Origin of the sequence: Sphingorhabdus sp. YGSMI21 (assembly GCF_002776575.1) — a bacterium.
Classification (GTDB): Bacteria; Pseudomonadota; Alphaproteobacteria; order Sphingomonadales; family Sphingomonadaceae; genus Parasphingorhabdus.
On sequence record NZ_CP022548.1, the window covers coordinates 1 to 16345 of the forward strand.

Sequence of the window (16345 nt, forward strand, 5' to 3'; positions counted from 1 at the left end):
ATAGGACGAGCTGGTGGTTACCGATAGGACGAGCCTCGCGGTTACTGATAGGACGAGCCCGGTCATGGCTTATCCACAGGCGCGAGCCCCATGATCCTTGCCGCCTTGGTCGAGCGGATGTTCGGGTATCGCAACAAAGCTCAGTCGCTCGCGACCAAGATTCCATGCCGATGGCAAGCCTATATCCTGGCAGTGACTGGCGTGCAGCGATACGGCGTAGATCAAATGCAAATTTCTTAAGCGGACTGAGCGCGCCAGATTTAAGATGGAGATGCGCAACATCAAAACTCCATCCGCCCTTCTGATGTCCGCCATGTTTTGCGCACCATCCCGGTAAAGCCAGCGTTCGAGGCCGCCCGTTAGCTTAAAATATTTTCGGTCGATGGTGAGAACGAGCGCCTGATCGATGACCGCGCTGTAAAACCAGTCGGGCAGAATTAGCTCGATACCCAATGGCCTGCCATTGGCATCAAGTTGTTCTTTTCCATTCGTTGATCCACGAAAAACGGTGGCGACGGCGTTCGTTGGGTTGCCGGATAGAGGTTGCAACAGTGGTCGATTGCAGCCGGTCGAGCGCCGCTTTCAATCGGTTGTAATGATGCACAGCGGTTCCGCGCTGCGTGAAGCGCAATATCTCATGAGGTGTGGCCGTCATTAGCCGTGATGTCGGGATGCCGGAATCGCAGGCCTCAACAATCTGGCTCGCGGCCCAGATCAATATGTCAGCATCCCAGATGGTCGCCATGCCATGTTCGGGCGTGGCCTCGACATTGATGGTGACATTGCCCATTTTGGAAATCAATCGGGCGAACACGTTTGGATTTGGCTAGGCTGAAAAGGGCCAGGTCATCAAATCCTGTACGTCGCGCACGGCAAAATCTCCGGGGATCGCTTGAAACAAATCAAGCTGACTGTTGGCAGTTGCAGTCACAGCTCGCACTCAACGCCGGACCATATCGTGGGCAGGCGCTTTGCCGGATGAACGGTTCCCTTGCCCGGGTCGGAGGTTGAGCGCCGTGTGCCCAGGTCCGCCCATGCTTCCAGATCTGAAAGAGCGTAAACGATACGTCCGCCTAACTTGCGAAAGACCGGTCCCGTTCCGTAGCAACGATGCTTTTCAAGTGTGCGGGGTGACAGTCCAAGATGCACAGCGGCATCGGGCGTTCTAAGGTAAGACGGCGTTACGGACGGCGCGGGTTTCGGTCATCAAGGGTCTCCGGCGGTGCAACGGCAGGATTTGCGGGTGCAATCAATGTGGAGGCCGTTGTGGCGAAAGTCTGATGGTTCCAAGGAGTGGCTAAATGCAGGCCCGTAAAATTGTCACCCCTGCAATAATTTGCGATACCCGCTTTTGCAAGATGATGCGCGTCATCGATCATGCGATATAAGCGTCGACGCTCGCCCAGATGATTTCCATTCGGAACTGCGCAGTTTTTGGATGGCGCGGATAGAGAATTTGAAACGCCATATTCCGGCGTGTCACTCCTTCCGCTTCGGCGTCAAGCAGGCTTTAGGAGTTGCACGAAGCGAAATCGTTGATAGCGGGTTGGCATGGATCTTGTGGCTTGTCCTCGTGCTTTCTGACCGTCGATCAGCCGATAGAAGCGTTCGCTCGCAACCAATCGCGCCGGAAAGCCTGCTATCTGTGGGGATGAGGATGGCGAGCGGTGCGTACAGGTCACAATCATGCAGCCACAATCTATGATGACCGCGCCTGCCGTCGACACGATATAATGATCATCGTCGCTATCGTAACGGGCGGCAATGCGATCCAGATTTTCGGGCGTGAGTGAAATTGTTTCGGGAAATTTCAGGAGGTGCCTCTGCCACAATTACGCACGATGAAACTAATGTCGGCAGCCAGATGGCAGGATCGGAAAGACTGGTTGCATTAGGATTAAACGGGAAAATCATACCCCAACGCTTGGCTAGGGATTCCATCTCCCGTTTTGCATCATATCCCTGGCTTTCAACGCGGTCACGGGCTTTCTGATAATCTCGGCGATAATCGCGATTACGCCGCAAGAACTCCTGCGCGAAATCGGCATTGTCATATCTCGAATAATGTTCTGCCACATCAGGTGAACGCCAGTCAGGTGCTTGGAACATATGCCCCTCTCCTTGCCAGTTCGCGGCGAAGCGACTGTAAAGAAAAGCAAAAGGCTACGGTGAATAACAAGCCCCCGTTTTTGCATGACGCTATCCGAACAAGCGAATGATATAAAACCAAATTGGGGATATTTTAGTTGGGCTGCATACCATTTATTTCGGTTTTTCTTCGAGCAAATGGCGATATCCGGATTCCGTCATCCAGCGCGCCCGCGCGAGATGGTTGGCGTGAACTTTTTGGCGCCCGATCCGGTTCCAAGTCTGGATCAATGCCAAAAACGATCATTGCTACCTCACGCCAGTTTGCGCCCTTCGGCATCGGCATCGAGCAGCCGGAGGTAGGTGACAAAATGCCGCTCGTCATAGCTAGTGACGCGCTTGTCGTTCGGCGGTTTGTTCTTCAAACGGAATAATGGTCATGTTTAACCTCTTCATTCCAGCGATCCAATTTGTCTCTATACGTAAATTCTGGCCGAAATGGTCAAAAATCTTTATGCGCTTTCTGGGCCTTGTTAGTAAAAATGGGGACAAGGCAAAACCGCGTAAATCCCTGATAAAACGCGTTGTAGAGAATACTCCGTGGTTAAATACTCTGCAACTGTTGTTTCTCGCATGGATGAATATACGGGAAATACTGGCTGTAAATTTGAAGCGTTACCGGCACGCTGCCGGGCTGTCGCAGGAAGAGCTTGCGCATCGGGCCGGGATTGACCGGACCTACATCAGCTCGCTTGAGCGCTGCCAATATGCGGCGAGCATTGAGGTGGTTGAGGATTTGGCGCGCGAACTGGGGATTGAAGCCCACGTGCTGATCCGCGCTGAAGAAGAGAAATCATGAAATAGAAAAAGCCCCGCCCGAACGGATCGGGCGGGGCTGGAATTGGCGGACCTATTCGCCGCTGGCCTTACGGGCGCGTGACCAGATCAGATTGTAGGTCTTGCCATCTTCATCATCGAACAGATTTGCGAAAATCGGTGCGGTGAAGCTGGGATCGTCAAGCTTGACCGAAAGATAATCGCGGCCTTCGTTTGAGCTCTTGGTCCAGGCGGCTCCAATTTCTGCGCGGCCCACAAAAACCCGGTGGGTCGGTGCGTTTTCATTTTCGCTTGGCGTTTCGGAAACGATGCGGACGTTCTTGGTCTGAACGCTCATTGTGACGATTTCGCCTTTGTAGCTTTCACCTGACTTTGTGAATGATCCGATATTTGCCATTGTATTTCTCCTTGAGTTATATCGATCCCGCGCTCATCACGGTCTCGATGGCTGGTTCAAAGGCCGGGATAGGGACTGCTGCACCTGTAAGGCCGCAGCGCAGCGAAGGACACTGGACACGGCCATTTCTTGTTTCCGCGAGGAATGCCTGCAAGCAGGCAGGGGAAGAAATTGGCGAGGCCAGCGTTGTAGCAAAGGCCCTAAGGCGAAGCCGCTTCCGGCCTACCAAGCCATTCGAAGAGACCGTGCTGGGCGCGGAGTTGATCTAATCAGAATGTAGGGGAAACTGGCAAATATCGCTGTCCGAGCAAAGTCCGAACGCGCTCTAACGGCTAAATATGTGGGAATGACTTCGGACCACAACGTAGTTGATGTCCTAATTTACGCGAGATGAATATCCCGCCCTGCCCGTTTTTATCGCGGAAAAAATTGGCGCTGCCGCCATGATTATGAACTGGCCGAGCCATTCAACGGATCAGCCCAGCCTCCATCCCAATCCCATCATTTTGGCAGTTCGCCGATGAAGATGACTGACAATATATACGAAGGTCATGCACGTTTTAGTTAGCGGCCAGTCAATCCAATTGCCCTGCCCGAACCATTCGGGTGGGACTATCGCGGGAAATCACGATTCTGGCAGATCGACGCTAGCCGCCATCAGCGCATCCCAATCGTCGGGTGGATTGTCCTTGTCCAGCATTTTCCTGAATACCGCATAGGCATCGCTTTTGGAGCCATAGGTGCGCAGCGTATTCTGATCATTGACCCAAGCGTAGACGAGGATTTTTGCGCTGCTACTGTAACGAAAAAATAACCGAAACCGCCCGCCGGCAAATTTGGAGCGAAACCAGTGCTTGCGTGTCGCGCCCAATGTCCCGCCCTGCCGATATTCGGGCCGTGCCGGATCAACCGGTATATCTTCAAATGCCAGTTTGCGGATAGCAGCCAATAATTTGGCGTTGGCCGATTTCTGATAGTCTTTGGGATTTTTCTTTTTTGCTTTCTCGACAGCCTTGGTCAGCTTTTCTAGCTGTTCGAGGAAGAGCGGATGGGCGTAGAGCGTCCAGCCATTAACGGTTATCATCGCAGCGGTGCTAACAAACTAAAGCGCAACATCGCCGTCAATCTCGTCATCGAGATTGACCGATATGCTATCGGTCAGCGTGGCAATGCGTTTCGCCAGATCGGGCGAAAGCGCCTTGATCTTTTGCGGATGCTGCTTGATATCTTTTGCCAGAAAACCCAGAAACGCATCAATGGCGGGATCGTCGCCAGCATCGGCGCGGGATAGTGTCACGCCGTCATCGCCAACATGGAATGCAATGCGGCCACCAAAATCAACGCCCAAGGCCTGACGTACCGCTTTGGGAATCGTGGTCTGCCCCTTGGCCGTGATCGTGCTGATTTTTTCCAGTTCAACGCCCATGCTGAATTCCTTTCGAGTGCATTATGTAAGGAATATTCCTTACCTTGTCAAGAAAGGGATTCAATATTTGCCGGTGTAGGTGCAGGCGCGGGCGATAGGCTTAATGCGCGAGTCCAGGCGAATATCCCGAATATTGCAGCGCCCGTGCCTGACACAGCCACTGTCCAAATGGTCGATGGCATCGACGATGCGACAATGCCGTGCACCAGATGATAGGCAGCAAAGGCGGCGGGAGCAGCAAAGACCAGACCGATAGCCGTCTGCATCAACGGCGATTTGGCCAAAGCCAATAGCCAGTGTGCAAGAATAAGCGTGGCCATTGCAGCGACAATTCCGGCAAATACGCTCACGAACCATCCGGTTCCGCCAGAATACAGCGCGAAACCGGCAGTCGCTCCCACATAAAGCGGGAGCGCATAAATAATCAGGTTAAAAGTCAATTTGCACAGCAGCAGTATTGCGACAATCGCGAAAATAATAGCAAGTATCATGGCGTCCTCCTTGGGCATAAAGCCACCGGACGCGCTCACCTCCACCACCACAGCGCATTTTTGTTGATTGAATTATAGCGCCAACGCGCAGCCGTTTCAATCGGGAACAAAAACGGACGGCACTATCCGCGCCGTCCGCTCAATCTCTCAAGCCGCAATCCGCCCGTCCTCGGCGGCTTCGCTATGGGTGGCTTCGCCGCTGTCGTCCTCGTCTTTTGCTGACGCGGTAACGGCCTCAACCTGCGGTTCCGGCTCCGATGGCTCGTCCTCTTCCATGAGCCACTTGGCTCTTTCGGCGGCGACAACCGTGCCGACACCGCCGCGTGTCGTATAAGCCGACGGCGGAAACGCCATCCAGCGCGGAACCCACGCTTCCTTTTTCTCACGGTCATTCTCGCCAGCCAGATGGTCGCCGATAATGCCCTTCACCGTCTTGGTCTTTTCACTGACGTTCGCAGCGGCAATGCTGGCTCCGCCAACTTCGCCCAAAAGCGCGGTCAGGACTTCGCGGTCACGCACAAGATCAAAGAATGCTTCGTCCGCCGTCCAGTAATCCGCCATTTCCACATCGAGATGGACGCCCAGAGTCTCGATAAGATCGCTGCCAGCGGCCAGCGTTTCAGCCATGACAACGCCCAATATCTCCATAACCACAGCATCGGGCACATCGAGCAAGCGGAGCAACAAGCCGCTTATGCCGTCGCGTGTCTCATGGCCGAGCGTAACGGTGGCTTCGTCGGCATCAAAGCCAAGCACCGCCAATACCGCACGGCGGCGCTCGTCAAAACGGGCCTCCGCCACACTGGTTTCGATGCTCTCGGTGATCGCCTCCTTGCGGCTGCGCTGTTCTTGCACTTTCACATTCCACAAGGACGAACCACAAATCGCATGGGCGACCATGACGCGCAGCGCGACATAAGGGCTGGCCGCGAGTTCGCAGCGCACGGCAGCGTGGCGGTGCAGATCGATATATTCCGCCATTGGTCCCGTAATCTCGGGACGCTTGGGCTTTTCTGCCTTGCTGTCCGTCTGTCCGGTTTCGCGCACCCGTGCTTCCTTGGCGGTTAGATAGCCTTCATGGAACGTCACCTCCCCCTTGGCGCTTACATCAATATAGACGCGGCCTCCCTTGCGCTTGGTGGTCTTTTCATGGTCCCAAGTCTGAAAATAGCTATCTTGCGGAATGATCTGCACATCGCTCCAGCCAGCTTCAAGATATTGAGCCTTCTTCGCTTCAATGGCGCCGGTCTGCGCTTCCCAGAACTGATCGGCATCGGCAAAATAGCCATCCTCCGCAAACAGGTCGCTGACGATCTGCCCCGTGAACTCCGCCAGATCGAAGATCGCGGCGGATGTGGAAATTGACGCGCCGCCAAATAGCCATGCCTTTAGCTGCGCCCCGCGCGGCGCATAGGCTTCTTCATCCCTGAACAGAGCCAGCCACGCTTTTTGCTGCGCCTTGCTGGCCAATGTCAGATGGCGCACGGTGGCCGCATCAATCTCTTCGCGGCGATAGGCGTTACGGATGGGCGGCATCAGATTACCAAGCGCAAGAATGCGCCCCACCATCTTTTCATCCATCCCGAACGTATCGGCAATCTCGCTAGCCTTGCGGCCTTTCTTGACTAACTGTGTGAATTGTTCCCACTGCGTTACCTCGTCGGGATTTTCGCGGACAAGATTTTCAATCAAGGACGCTTCCAAGGCGGCGGCATCATCGCCTTCTTCGAGTATCGCGCAAGGGAGCGGTCCATCGCTGCCGCCTTCTTCGGCAACGGTCGTCGCGGCATGATAGCGCCGCCGTCCGGCGACAATCTCGAATGTATCGGCGCTGCCGTTCGGACGGACCAGCAAGGGAACAAGAACGCCCCTTACCCGCACCGAGGGTAATATATCGCTAATGTCGGGCGGCTTCTTGGCGTTTCGCATATTGGCCGGTGACACCGAGAGTTTGGCGAGGTCTATATTTTCGAGTTGCATTTTCTTTCTCCTACTAAGTTAGGTTGATGATTGGCCCCGCTCCCGTTGCATACGGGGGTGGCGGTGGAAGCGGGGCCGGTGGTCCGCACGGTGGGATTGCCGTGCGGAGTCTGCCGCACCCTGCCCGCGGGGGGACGCGGCAAGGCGGCGGAAGGGGGTCAAAATTTGCAAGAAAGCCATTTCAGAACATCTCGATCTGGTTGCGGCTATTGGTGTCGAACAGGCCATGATCGGCGGGTCGCTGGGCCTTTTTGGGTTCCATCGGCGCATTGGCGCGCATCGCCAGCCTCTGGGCTGGCGTGATCGGCGCAACGCCCGACACCAACGTCTGAACGCCAATCGGCGTTTGCTCCGCTTCAAGCGGCGCGGCGGCATCATCTGGCAACTCCCTGCTCATGCCACACACTCCGAACGCAGCGGCACCTGATCGGTAAACGCCAGTAAATAATCTGCCGCCTTGCTGGCCTGACTGGCGGCTTTGAAAATGGCACGATTGTCCTGCCGCAATACCGCCAGCCATGAGCCGAGATAATCGGCATGGCGCACGGTCGGCACGATACCGAGCGCCGCACAAAGGAAAGCCGAAGCCAGTTCGGCGCAAAGTTCCTCCCGCGCATAGAGCGCGGTCCCGAAACCGCCCGACTGGTCGCGGCCAAGACGGGTCTTGTGTCCCGTCCAGTGGCCATTATGCCGATATCGGCATAAGGGCCATAATGCCGTAACCGGGATTATGCCGCATAGCCTCCACTGGGGGTTTAATTTCCGGGCTTTGACCATGCGGCGGTTCGGCATAATCAGAGTCCTTCGAGGAACGCGAGGAGGCCATCATCGGGCCGGTATCGGCCTGTCGGCACCTGCGGAGCAGCGACCCGAGCGAGTGCCTTTTCCTTCATTCGCATATCGGCGTGGATGTATATCTGGGTGGTTGCGACCGACTCATGTCCGAGCCAGAGAGCGATCACCGCTTGATCGACGCCATGATGCAGGAGGTCCATCGCGGTGCTGTGGCGCAGCGTATGCGGTGTGACACGCTTGGTCCCGATGCTCGGGCACGCGCGCGATGCCGTGAGGCAGTGCTTGCGGACCAGATGTTCAAGTGCATCACGGCTCAGCCGCTCACCCCGGATCGACGGGAACAGCGGGCTGTTATCGTCACAGCGCTCGCTCATCCATGCCGCCAGCAGCTTGGCGGTGTCGCGGCGCAGCGGTGTGCATCGCTCCTTCCGGCCCTTGCCCATGCAACGGATATACGCGCCCGTACCAAGCGTCAGATCGCCGCACTTGAGGTTCACCAGCTCGGACGCCCTGAGACCCGTCTGAACCGCGAGCAGGAGCAGCGCATGATCACGCCGTCCGGCCCACGTCGCACGATCAGGAGCCGCCAGCAATGCCGCGATCTCCGGTGTATCGAGGAACGTCACCGTGCGTTTCACATAGCGTTTGCTGGGCATCGCCAGCACGCGCTGACAGTGGAGCAGCCAGGTCGGATCGGTCATCGCGACATAGCGGAAGAACGAGCGGATCGCGGCAAGCCGGATGTTGCGGCTGCGGGCGCTGTTGCCGCGCACGGTCTCGCAATGAACGAGGAAGTCGGCAACCAGATCGGCGTCGATATCCTCGACCGCGAGCTTGACCGGCGGCTTACCGCAGCGCGCACCCGCGAACCGCAACAGCAGGCGGAACGTGTCGCGATAGCTTGCAACCGTATGAGGGCTGGCTTCCATCTGGGTGCACAGCCGGTCAGTGAAGAAGCGCTGGATCAGCGCAGGCAAGGTTGCAGCGCTCATTGGTCCGTCTCCCCGCAAGAGGTTGCCCGCGCCATCGCCAGATCGAGCAGTTCGGGCACCGCTTCGAGATACCAGAACGTGTTGTCGGGGTCGGTATGGCCCAGATAAGTGGTCAGCCGGATCATCTCGCGGGCCGGATCCTTGCCGGTACGGTACCAGTTTATCATTGTGCGCACCGCAAAGCTGTGGCGCAGATCATGGATACGCGGTCCCCGGCCATGCCGACCATATCGCTGATGCGCTCGCAAGCCGATATGCTGGCATACCTGCGCAAAGTTGTAGCGCGTGCCGCAATCGGTCGGCCTTGCTCCCTTGCAGTTAACGAAGAAGGATGTCGGGACACTTCCCAGCAACCGGTCGCGCTCGGCAGCATAGGCGACGAGCCTTGTCACCACCGTGGGATCAAGGGGAAGCAGCCGCTCCTTACCGAGTTTTCCGCGCCGAACGCGCAGCACACCGTTCGCAAGATCATCATGGTCGAGCGCAAGCGCTTCGCTGATCCTGAGACCCGTCACCGCAATAAGCCCGAACAGGGTCGAGAAGGTCAGTCCGCGCATACCGTAGATCGAGGGCAGCGCCCCCGCAGCCGCGATGATCGATGTGATCTCGGCCTCGCTGTATATATACGGGCGCGAGCGCCCGGTATGGCCCGGCAGCAGCCCACGCGGCGGGACTTCATGGGCGGGATCAATGTTGCTCAGCCACTGCGCGAACAGCCGCACCTTGCCAAGCCGGGCCGAACGTGTCGATGTGCTGACGTCAGGCAGGCTTGCATCCCAGCGCAGGAACAGCGCCGTATCAATGCGCGCAGCGCCTTCCTGATCGGTAAACCGGGCGAACCGGCGCAGTACCCGTTCATCGGTGCGAAGGTCATAACCGAGGCTGCGCCTAACGCCAAGATAGCGGTCCAGTTGGGATGTGACATTCATTGTCCGCCTCCTGCAACCGGCCATGGCTGCGCGATGGACCTGAGGCCCTCAATATCAAGCCGAGCATATATCATGGTCGATGATCGCGAGCGGTGTCGCAGCATATCGCCCACCTCGTCGAGCGATGCACCAGCATTGATGAGCCGGGTCGCAAGGCTATGACGCAGGAGGTGCGATCCCACATAAGGTGTGACCGGCTTCTGCCCCGTGGCCGCCAGTGCATCCTTGAGGATAGCGTTGGCGATCTGGCCGTCCTTGAACCCGCGATGCGGCGCACGGTGCGTGACGAACATCGTTCGGCAGGTCGTCGGCCCACGCTCCTCACGAAGATACCGGCTCAACGCTTCGCCAACCTCGGCTGTTATTGGCAGCCTGTCATGCAGCCCGCCCTTGCCGCGCACGAGCAGTTCGCCCGCTCGCCAGTCTATATCATCAAGCTGGACCTTGATAATCTCGGAAGCGCGCAGCCCCAACCGCGCCATGAGCAGCAACATTGCATAATCGCGTGCGCCATGACGGGGATTGCTGTGCACCGAAGCGAGAATGGCCTCGACTGCACCGGGCGACAGGTGCCGGGGCAGCCGCGCATTCCAGCGCTGGGCCGTCTTTGGTATACTCAAGGCCAGATTTGCCGAGGTCGCCCCGCACGCGAACAGATATTGGAAGAAGGTCCGCAAATGGGTCGTCACTGTCTTGTCGCGATATGGCGTCCTGCGCGCCAATATGTGCTGCACAAAGTTGGTAGTGTCGGCGGCGCGAAGGCGCGTCAGGTCGATCATTCGGCTCCCGAAGCGGTGATCGAGGAACCGGTTGGCGAAGCGAAGCGTGTGGTAGATGGTGCGCGGACTGAGGCCTCGCTGCCTTACAAGATAGTCCTCAAAGTCCATCAGCAACGCTGCTCGTGTGCGCTGTATCTCGTTAATAGATTCAGTCATAATCATCATACTCCATATTGTTGGAGCAGCAAAGATAATGCCGAACGCCCTTGGCGGTATCATACTGAAAGCCGCCTTTCTTCGATGCGATGCGGCATAATCCCGGTTACGGCATTATGACCAAGTTCATGCAGGGCCGTGCGGTAATAGTCGATCTGGTGGGTGAAGGCCGGTTGCGGAGGAACCTGCACAAAATCCGCGCCAACATTATAAAAGGCTTTGGTCCCGCCCGTCCGAAAGTCCGCTGCTGTCGCGGCAATCAAAGCCTCGGCCTGACCGTGCAATTCGCGCTCCGGTAAGGGCGCGGGTTCGGCGGTCAGCCGCTCGGGCAAGCCATCGCACTGCGCGGCGTTGAACACGGTAAAGCGTTTGAGAAATGGAATCGAGCGAGGCGCACCTCCATCGCCAGCGCCGCCCTCGCCTTGCTGTTTTCTGTCCTCGTCGGTCGTAAAGCGGTTAGCGTAAAAAACCGTCCGGCCCTTCTCGCCCTTGCGAACGCATCCGCCAGCGGCCAAGGCTTGCCGGAATGTCAGCCAGTCCTGCGAAGGATAGTCGCCATCAATGACCGCGCCCCAGAGAATCAGAATATTGATGCCCGAATATTGTCGCCCTGAAATCGCGTTGCGCGGCAAGCCGGTCACGGCGTTGCCGCTGTTCCAAGGCTTCACCCAAGGAAAAATCCCTTCCTCCAGCTGCGCGATAATCTGCGCGGTCACTTCGTCATAAAGCGACGCCTTGGGCGCAGCACTGCCGCTACGGCGGGTCTTGCGCGCTGCGCGCGAAGCGCGCTTTGCTTGTCTTGTCCTGCCCGTGCCGCTATCCGAAACCCTAGAATTTTCATGCACCATAACCGCCTCCGTCACCCCAAAAATGCCGCAACCGGCCCCGGAGAGACCCCATGGAGATCAGACCGCGCGCTCGGACCAAAATCCTCGCACGCGCCTGACCCAGGGAGGGGGGTGGGCGGCGAAGAACGACCGGAAAGGCCCGCTGATTGAGGCAGGCTGCACCCGAAGGGCCGGAACGAAGAGGAGGTAGTGAGCGAAGCGAGCATTGCGGCATGCCGCAGCGGGCCTAGAAGGGAGTGCCGCCCAACCCGCGACCTGGATCAGGCCTAAAACAACGTCATCGCGCAGCGATGGCAACACCGCGCCTTCGAATCCGCTTCGTGGTTCAACAAGTCGCGGCGCCACAAAACCACGAAAGGAAGCGAAGGATGAAAAATGAACATGTTGTAGCAGACGCAATTGACGTTGAATGCGCACCGGCGGTGCAAACCACGCTTGGTGCAATTTTTGTGTCGATGGAGCTCAGCCGTTCAACCTGGCTGATCACATCGCTGCTGCCGGGCGACGGCGAGCGGATGTCGAAATGCACCTTGCGTGCTGGCGACATTGGCGGCCTGATGGAGTGATTGTCCAACCTCAGGCAAAAAGCGCTGGCGCGAACCGGTCAGACCTTTCCATTCGTCGTGATCCAAGAAGCCGGTCTCGATGGCTTCTGGATCCACCGGGTGCTCGAACAGGAAGGCATCGAAAGCCATGTTGTCGATGCCGCATCGATCGCAGCATCCCGTCGGCGTCGTCGGGTTAAGACGGACCGGATCGACGGCGAGATATTGCTGCGCAGCTTGCTCGCGTTCAAACGTGGCGATCCGCGCGTTTGCGCTATGGTGCGTCCGCCATCGCCCGAAGACGAGGATCGCCGCCGCAATAGCCGCGAGCGCAAAACGCTAATTGCCGAGCGTGTCAAACTCGTCAACCGGATCAAGGGCTTGCTGTTTGCCCAAGGAATCACCGGCTTCGAGCCCCTCAAACGGGATCGTCGTGTACGCTTTGACGAGCTCTTTACAGGCGATGGGCGCGAATTGCCACCGCATGCCAAGGCAGAGATCAGCCGGGCGCTCGACCGTATTGAGCTGATACTTGAGCAGATGAAAGCTATTGAGGCGGCGCGCGATGCGCTCAGTACTGAAGCAGCCCATTCGCCAGAAGGCGTATCGGGTACCACCATGCTGCGCCGGTTGAAAGGGATCGGCCCCGACTTTGCCGAAGTGCTCTGGGCTGAAGGCCTGTATCGGCATTTTGATAATCGACGACAGCTCGCATCCTATGCGGGCCTCACGCCAACCCCTTGGCAAAGTGGGTCGGTCAGCAATGAGCAGGGCGTGTCCAAGTCAGGTAATCCGCGCCTGCGCACGATCATGGTGCAGCTATCGTGGTTCTGGCTATTGCATCAGCCGGACTCGGCATTGTCGCGCTGGTTCCACGAACGGGTCAAACTCGACGGCGGGCGTCGCCGCAAACCGGCGATTATCGCCTTGGCCCGAAAACTTCTGATCGCGCTGTGGAAATATGTGCGCGAGGGCCTTGTGATCGAAGGAGCCATAATGAGCCAAGCATAGCCAATTGCAAATTTACCCCATTAGCCGGGGATGATCAAACCCGGCTGATCCAGGGTAGGCGAACCTCCACCCCGCATGGCTTAAAATGCCGCCGGAGAGAATGGTCCCGTCTTCCCTGAGCCTGACCCGACGAATTCGGGGGCTTGGTGCAGCCATTGCGAATGGCGACCGCATGTGAGGTTGGACTGGCAGGAACTGCCATGCCGTTATGAGCAGGCTCGGACCTTGGATATATTTTGAAAGGACACGGCAATGACAAGCAGGCGTTGACATTTAGTTCTCCATGTGAGGCGGGGTGGGCGGCAAGAGCGACCAGAAAGGCCCGCATCAAGCGGTCAGGCGCACCCGAAGGGATGAAACAAAGAGAAATACCCGGTCCTGAAAGGCCGGGTTGCGCCTGAGCGCGGCGGGCCTAGCCGGGAGCGCCGCCCACCCCGACTCGTCGGAGCCGGAAAACAACGCCGGCGCGTCCGCGCCGTCCGCAAAACCTGCTCGTGCCACAAATCGCTGGAGCGGCCAGCGGCATTGCTAAAAACCAAAAAACCGCACCCTGGAAGGAGGTGCAAATTGCCAATCATCGCTTGCGCAAACGGTCGGTCGGGGCGTGTCGTCCGGCCGGATTGCGCTTTAAACTATGACCACCGGTCCAGAGTGCGTGCGGGGCAAAGAAAAAAGCCGCGCCCTTAGGAGCAGGCCGCACGGCCTGCGGAACAGAGCGCGTCATCAGCCCCGCTCATTTGCCCGGGGCGTTGCGGGGTGTCCCCGCAGAAGGGGTAGCCGGAGACAGCGAAGCGGCTCCGGGTCAGGGGAAGGCTTTCCCCTCAAATCATGATATTATAGTTTTCTCTCATTGCAAAGCTATCAATTTCGGCACGGTGCATGTTATCTAACAACATGGTTGACCTCCTCCCCGCCATTGACATTGCCGTTCCAATCGAGCTCTCTATTTTTTTCGAACGCATAGCGGAAATTGGAAATTCATCGGGGAATTTTAAAGTCGAGCATTTTAAAGGTAAAGAAGCCGGACCGGATTTGGAGGTTGTGAACTTTCGGTCTGAAAAGGACAGCCAACATTCAGGGCTCGGTTTCCAATTGATTGCACGAAAGGATATTCCCCAGCGCGTGTTGCTCGAAGTGCGGGCGAGAAGGTGGAATCCGAATCCACCAACCCGCGCGGCATATATCGATGCTGCAAGATTGCTGGCAGGTCCATTACTAAAAACATACAATCAGACCAACTCCGCACGGATCCGCCTGAGGATAGAACAGGCCGGACAGGGTCGATTTTCGCCGTCAAAGCGCACTGCCGCACTGCTGGAACACTTTACTGCGTTGGCGAACACATCCTCCCTGCATCCGCTCGACTGGAAGCGTTTTTATACGCTCATAAAAGAAAGTCGTCAGAAAATTCCCGAAAATGAACTCAGATCAATATTGGTTCGCAGAGGCTTTCCAAGCGAAACTGCCGAATACCTTGCCAACATCTATAAACATTTGTGGAAATTTAGGCGGTTCAAATAGACTGCTTTGAGATGTGATGCGCGCATAGTTGCATTATCGCGAGCGTTTGTTCACGATCAAGTCATGACAGAAATCACCATCTCCATTCCCGACTTCGGTAGCATGACCGATGATGAAGTGAGTAGCCACCCACTCGCATGGGGACGAGACGGCAAGTGGAGTCGTCAAACGCGATGGCTATTGTCGCATTTCGGGACCCATCGCCTTGAGTTAAATGAAGCATGGGCCATGACATCACCGGTTTGGCAATGCCCCTGCTGCCAGCGATACAAACCTGAAATTGCAAAGCTCACAGATCAAGGCGTGCTGCATTGCCAACTTGACCATCATCATGATCATCTTGGCGATCTAGCTGGGGAAATCCTGCGAGCGGCAACCTGTCATGACATTCCGGATGAACTCGTACGGGTACGCAAGCGTGCGTGTAACGCAGCTCTATTGCTCATAGAGCGCTTCGCAGAAACATTGATCTGCAACGATTGCAATGCGGCTGATGCGGCGATGAAGGCGGCGCTGGGTCACCGGGTAGATCGCCATTTCAGCTTCAGTCCATTGGAAATAGCAAATTTCATTTTGCCAAAGCCCAACAGTTCTCACGAGCCCGATAACGCCCGGGGGCTTGAAATTTGGACGCACGCTCAGGCGCAGTTTTCCGAGCGACTGAAATTTGCAGAACAACTGGCAAAAAGGATCACCGCAGGACTCCATGACCGTGAACGCTTAAACTACACTGGCCTCGATTCCGGCTATGACGACGCAAAACTCCTCTTTAAACTTGCGGCTGATCAAGGAGGGCCGCGGAACCACCCAAGGGGAATTGGTGATGCCCTTCTAGCCCGATCGCGGTCTACAGCGGGGCGCTTCTCAAATCCCAAGAAATTGTCTGCAGCCCCTTTTCGTATTCCAACTGCAGAAGAGTTCCAATTGTTAGATCAGACGAAAGCGAACTCGTCTCCATGGCGCAATTCTGGGGCGAACTGGAGCTGTGCAGCCTGCTCGCGAAGCAAGTTCGAAATCACACGCTTGTCCAAAAAAGGCAAATGGATGGCACTCATCATGGAACTAAACGATTTTGAAGAAGAGACCAATCCCATTTCACTACAACGCCGATCTTTTCATTACGATCTGCCACTAATCTTTGGGCAATGTAAGCGGATTACGGTTTGCCAGGATTGTCGTCAGATAGTGACCGACGCCAAAACTTTGGTGCCAAGCGTTATCGAAGATTGCATGCCCATAGATGCTATCAGGAAGCTGGCGCAGGACCCCAAGCCGCACCAAGGGCATGTCATCGATAGGCCCGAAATCATTCGCGTCGTGGAAGCCAACACCCAGTGGGCCAAGGCTGCAGAGGATTTTTGGATTCACCGCGATCATGCAAACGACATCGCATTTCATCAATTGCGGTTGGTTCGTAACACCGGATTATCCGACAGTGCTGCAAGGCGGCAATTGATCCCCGAATTGGTTGCGGCAAAGAAATTACCGGGATTTGAATCGGACGAATGGTTTGATTGGCTGATTGCTGAGAGTAAGCGCTCGTTTTAGCT

General features: G+C 56.7%; 14 protein-coding genes and 5 pseudogenes. 4 read left to right on the forward strand and 15 right to left on the reverse strand.

Translation table 11 applies throughout. From position 1 onward, the window contains the following. Positions 1–62: 62 nt before the first annotated feature. The 4 genes and pseudogenes from CHN51_RS00005 to CHN51_RS00025 all read right to left on the reverse strand — a co-directional run bounded on the left by CHN51_RS00005 (position 63) and on the right by CHN51_RS00025 (position 2513). Positions 63–850: pseudogene (locus CHN51_RS00005) on the reverse strand (replication initiator protein A). A gap of 77 nt (positions 851–927) precedes the next feature. Then, positions 928–1182: pseudogene (locus tag CHN51_RS00010) on the reverse strand (helix-turn-helix domain-containing protein); the annotation flags it as partial. Positions 1183–1746: 564 nt separating this feature from the next. Continuing rightward, entirely contained in the window at positions 1747–2109 is a 363-nt protein-coding gene (locus CHN51_RS00020; protein ID WP_100092202.1) for a DUF6499 domain-containing protein, read from the reverse strand. Between the two features lie 153 nt (positions 2110–2262). Then, positions 2263–2513: pseudogene (locus CHN51_RS00025) on the reverse strand (DUF2285 domain-containing protein). A gap of 14 nt (positions 2514–2527) precedes the next feature. Between CHN51_RS00025 and CHN51_RS20050 the strand changes: the two are divergent. Then, complete coding sequence (locus CHN51_RS20050; protein WP_240616805.1) at positions 2528–2947, forward strand: helix-turn-helix transcriptional regulator; 420 nt, start codon at positions 2528–2530, stop codon at positions 2945–2947. A 51-nt stretch (positions 2948–2998) separates the two neighbouring features. Here the strand turns inward: CHN51_RS20050 and CHN51_RS00035 are convergent, their stop codons facing one another. From CHN51_RS00035 to CHN51_RS00090, 11 genes and pseudogenes are all read right to left on the reverse strand, one after another. Next, positions 2999–3322, reverse strand: coding sequence for a DUF736 domain-containing protein (locus CHN51_RS00035; RefSeq protein WP_100092203.1), 324 nt, complete (start codon positions 3320–3322; stop codon positions 2999–3001). 625 nt (positions 3323–3947) lie between these two features. After that, positions 3948–4403, reverse strand: a complete 456-nt coding sequence (locus tag CHN51_RS00045; RefSeq protein ID WP_276308622.1) for a type II toxin-antitoxin system YhaV family toxin — start codon at positions 4401–4403, stop codon at positions 3948–3950. A gap of 21 nt (positions 4404–4424) precedes the next feature. After that, positions 4425–4748: a type II toxin-antitoxin system PrlF family antitoxin gene (locus CHN51_RS00050; protein ID WP_100092206.1), complete on the reverse strand. Its 324-nt coding sequence runs from the start codon at positions 4746–4748 to the stop codon at positions 4425–4427. 47 nt (positions 4749–4795) lie between these two features. Next, entirely contained in the window at positions 4796–5239 is a 444-nt protein-coding gene (locus CHN51_RS00055) for a hypothetical protein (protein ID WP_123906192.1), read from the reverse strand. 147 nt (positions 5240–5386) lie between these two features. After that, positions 5387–7219, reverse strand: a complete 1833-nt coding sequence (locus CHN51_RS00060) for a ParB/RepB/Spo0J family partition protein (RefSeq protein WP_100092208.1) — start codon at positions 7217–7219, stop codon at positions 5387–5389. A 181-nt stretch (positions 7220–7400) separates the two neighbouring features. After that, positions 7401–7616: a hypothetical protein gene (locus CHN51_RS00065; protein WP_100092209.1), complete on the reverse strand. Its 216-nt coding sequence runs from the start codon at positions 7614–7616 to the stop codon at positions 7401–7403. Next, positions 7613–7903, reverse strand: a pseudogene (locus CHN51_RS00070) (zincin-like metallopeptidase domain-containing protein); the annotation flags it as partial. The gene CHN51_RS00065 and the pseudogene CHN51_RS00070, both read right to left, overlap by 4 nt. 110 nt (positions 7904–8013) lie before the next feature. After that, a complete protein-coding gene (locus CHN51_RS00075) occupies positions 8014–9006 on the reverse strand; it encodes a tyrosine-type recombinase/integrase (RefSeq protein WP_100092211.1) in 993 nt (330 codons plus the stop codon). After that, positions 9003–9935, reverse strand: a complete 933-nt coding sequence (locus CHN51_RS00080; RefSeq protein WP_100092212.1) for a tyrosine-type recombinase/integrase — start codon at positions 9933–9935, stop codon at positions 9003–9005. Before CHN51_RS00080 ends, CHN51_RS00075 begins: the two co-directional genes overlap by 4 nt. Next, positions 9932–10870 carry a tyrosine-type recombinase/integrase gene (locus tag CHN51_RS00085; protein ID WP_100095342.1) on the reverse strand — a complete coding sequence of 313 codons (939 nt, stop codon included), beginning with the start codon at positions 10868–10870 and terminating at the stop codon, positions 9932–9934. The genes CHN51_RS00080 and CHN51_RS00085 overlap by 4 nt, the downstream gene beginning before the upstream one ends. A gap of 59 nt (positions 10871–10929) precedes the next feature. Continuing rightward, positions 10930–11718, reverse strand: a complete 789-nt coding sequence (locus tag CHN51_RS00090) for an ArdC-like ssDNA-binding domain-containing protein (RefSeq protein WP_100092213.1) — start codon at positions 11716–11718, stop codon at positions 10930–10932. 368 nt (positions 11719–12086) lie between these two features. On the opposite strand from CHN51_RS00090, the pseudogene CHN51_RS00095 reads away from it, so the two are divergent. The 3 genes and pseudogenes from CHN51_RS00095 to CHN51_RS19435 all read left to right on the forward strand — a co-directional run bounded on the left by CHN51_RS00095 (position 12087) and on the right by CHN51_RS19435 (position 16343). Further along, a pseudogene (locus CHN51_RS00095) lies at positions 12087–13274 on the forward strand (IS110 family transposase). 879 nt (positions 13275–14153) lie between these two features. Further along, positions 14154–14795, forward strand: a complete 642-nt coding sequence (locus tag CHN51_RS00100) for a hypothetical protein (protein ID WP_100092214.1) — start codon at positions 14154–14156, stop codon at positions 14793–14795. Positions 14796–14858: 63 nt separating this feature from the next. Next, positions 14859–16343 carry a hypothetical protein gene (locus CHN51_RS19435; RefSeq protein WP_123906193.1) on the forward strand — a complete coding sequence of 495 codons (1485 nt, stop codon included), beginning with the start codon at positions 14859–14861 and terminating at the stop codon, positions 16341–16343. Positions 16344–16345: the final 2 nt, after the last annotated feature.

What these genes read in the sequence shown, in the direction of transcription:
- CHN51_RS00080 (WP_100092212.1), bottom strand. Translation starts at nt 9,935, where the DNA reads ATGAATGTCACATCCCAACTGGACCGCTATCTTGGCGTTAGGCGCAGC.
- CHN51_RS00055 (WP_123906192.1), bottom strand. Translation starts at nt 5,239, where the DNA reads ATGATACTTGCTATTATTTTCGCGATTGTCGCAATACTGCTGCTGTGC.
- CHN51_RS00065 (WP_100092209.1), bottom strand. Translation starts at nt 7,616, where the DNA reads ATGAGCAGGGAGTTGCCAGATGATGCCGCCGCGCCGCTTGAAGCGGAG.
- CHN51_RS00050 (WP_100092206.1), bottom strand. Translation starts at nt 4,748, where the DNA reads ATGGGCGTTGAACTGGAAAAAATCAGCACGATCACGGCCAAGGGGCAG.
- CHN51_RS00085 (WP_100095342.1), bottom strand. Translation starts at nt 10,870, where the DNA reads ATGACTGAATCTATTAACGAGATACAGCGCACACGAGCAGCGTTGCTG.
- CHN51_RS00060 (WP_100092208.1), bottom strand. Translation starts at nt 7,219, where the DNA reads ATGCAACTCGAAAATATAGACCTCGCCAAACTCTCGGTGTCACCGGCC.
- CHN51_RS00020 (WP_100092202.1), bottom strand. Translation starts at nt 2,109, where the DNA reads ATGTTCCAAGCACCTGACTGGCGTTCACCTGATGTGGCAGAACATTAT.
- CHN51_RS20050 (WP_240616805.1), top strand. Translation starts at nt 2,528, where the DNA reads ATGTTTAACCTCTTCATTCCAGCGATCCAATTTGTCTCTATACGTAAA.
- CHN51_RS19435 (WP_123906193.1), top strand. Translation starts at nt 14,859, where the DNA reads ATGACAGAAATCACCATCTCCATTCCCGACTTCGGTAGCATGACCGAT.
- CHN51_RS00090 (WP_100092213.1), bottom strand. Translation starts at nt 11,718, where the DNA reads ATGGTGCATGAAAATTCTAGGGTTTCGGATAGCGGCACGGGCAGGACA.
- CHN51_RS00075 (WP_100092211.1), bottom strand. Translation starts at nt 9,006, where the DNA reads ATGAGCGCTGCAACCTTGCCTGCGCTGATCCAGCGCTTCTTCACTGAC.
- CHN51_RS00100 (WP_100092214.1), top strand. Translation starts at nt 14,154, where the DNA reads ATGTTATCTAACAACATGGTTGACCTCCTCCCCGCCATTGACATTGCC.
- CHN51_RS00035 (WP_100092203.1), bottom strand. Translation starts at nt 3,322, where the DNA reads ATGGCAAATATCGGATCATTCACAAAGTCAGGTGAAAGCTACAAAGGC.